This window comes from Microcystis sp. M53603_WE2 (assembly GCF_030065435.1).
The window spans coordinates 1-1,988 of record NZ_JASJFF010000686.1 but is presented as its reverse complement, the minus strand read 5'-3'; the positions used below and the strand labels follow the sequence as shown (position 1 = coordinate 1,988).

The 1,988-nt window shown below is 43.0% G+C and carries 2 protein-coding genes; both read left to right on the top strand.

The window, feature by feature from the left end:
* A partial coding sequence (locus PX481_RS14850) for a 3-oxoacyl-[acyl-carrier-protein] synthase III C-terminal domain-containing protein (protein ID WP_288094852.1) occupies positions 1 to 570 on the top strand: 570 nt, incomplete at its 5' end.
* 201 nt (positions 571 to 771) lie between these two features.
* Complete coding sequence (fabD, locus tag PX481_RS14845) at positions 772 to 1,698, top strand: ACP S-malonyltransferase (RefSeq protein ID WP_002759233.1); 927 nt, start codon at positions 772 to 774, stop codon at positions 1,696 to 1,698.
* Positions 1,699 to 1,988 lie beyond the last annotated feature (290 nt).

The following is a 1,988-nucleotide window of genomic DNA, read 5'->3' as shown; positions in this document are numbered from 1 at the left end:
GTTCTCTCCCGTTGGGTGGATTGGAACGATCGCGCTACCTGTGTCCTCTTTGGTGATGGGGCAGGGGCGGTTCTTTGTCAAGCAAATGATACAAAAGATAACATTCTCGGTTTTGAACTCCATAGCGACGGCAGCCAGAATAGTTCTCTCAATCTCGCATATCAGGGGGAGGAATTGCCCCTTAAAGAGGGGGTAAGGGTTCAAAAAGGGGCCTATAAGCCTCTAACGATGAACGGACGGGAAGTCTATCGTTTTGCTGTGGCGAAAGTGCCAGAGGTCATCGAAAAAGCTCTCTATCGGGCTAATTTAACCACCAGTGACATCGATTGGTTAGTTCTGCACCAAGCTAATCAAAGAATTATGGACGCGGTGAGCGATCGCCTAAAACTGCCTCCCGAAAAAGTGATCAGCAATCTCGGCGAGTATGGCAACACCTCCGCGGCCTCGATTCCTCTAGCCCTCGATGAAGCTGTCAGGAGTGGTAAGGTCAAAAAAGGTGATATTATTGCTTCTTCTGGCTTTGGTGCCGGTTTAACTTGGGGTGGGATTATCTTCCGTTGGGGAGATTAATTCAGTGATCAGTAACCAGTAACCAGTGATCAGTAAACAGTAAACAGTAACCAGTAAACAGTAACCAGTAAACAGTAAACTAAAAACTCACATCTGATAACTGATAACTGATAACTGATAACTGATAACTGATAACTGATAACTGATAACTGATAACTGATAACTGACCCAAACACATCTATCTATCTATTTTAAGAACTTATGAAAACAGCGTGGATATTCCCGGGACAAGGATCGCAAGCGTTAGGAATGATTGGAGATTTAGCGGAAAGTGCGCTTGGCCAAGAGAGATTAGAAATAGCAGAAAGAATCCTCGGTTGGTCAGTCCTGGAAAAATGTCAAGGGGATGAAGAAACCCTATCTCGTACTCTTTATACTCAACCTTGTTTATTTGTGGTGGAGAGTATTTTAGCGGATTTGTTACAAGAAAAAGGTCATTTTCCCGATCTAGTTGCTGGTCATAGTCTCGGTGAATATTCCGCTTTATATGCGGCCCGGGTGTTTAATTTTGAGACAGGATTAAATCTAGTTCAAAACCGTTCCCGTTTGATGGATGCGGCCGAAGGTGGTAAAATGGCCGCCTTAATGAAATTTGATCGCACCAGTCTAGAGACAGTGATTAATCAGACGGAAAATGTAGTTATTGCTAATGATAATAGTGCTGAACAAGTGGTAATTTCTGGGACTCCTGAAGCGGTGGATTTGGTATTAGGTCAAGTGAAAGTTAAGCGGGTTATGCAGTTAAAAGTATCTGGCGCTTTTCACTCTCCCTTGATGGAAAATGCTGCCATTCAATTTCAGCAAATTTTAGAATTAGTTAATTTTCGGGCTGCAAAAGTTCCTGTGATTTCTAATGTCGATCCGAGCAATCCTACCCAGGACGGGGAAGAATTAAAAAAATATCTGATCTGGCAGATGACTAGCTCGGTTCGCTGGCGAGAAATTATGTTGAAATTGCCAGATGTGGGTGCGGAAAAAGCGATCGAAGTGGGTCCGGGTAAAGTTTTAACTGGTTTAATTAAACGAACTGTTCCTGCAATTGAGTTAGAAAATATCAGTCAATTAGCCGATATATCCAAGGGTAGCGACGATGTTATATTCCGGGGTTCATTAATTGGTGTTGGTTAAATTATCTAGCAACATTTTCGACAAAGGAAGTAAATTGATGGATACCTAGCCAAAAATTTGGTTAGGTATTTTTTTAGGAAACTATCATAGGGTTTGCGGCAAAAACTTTTTCAGCAGACCCTAGTTATTCTCCCATCTCCCCCCCGCAACGCGCACGAAGTGGTCTCCCCACTCCCCACGGTTATAGAAACCTCGGCAGAAAAGTCTCTACAACCAGGTTTTTCTAGGAATATAGCGTTTCCCAATCTCATGAGGTACACCAAAATCTTAACTCCTGACTCCTGACTCCT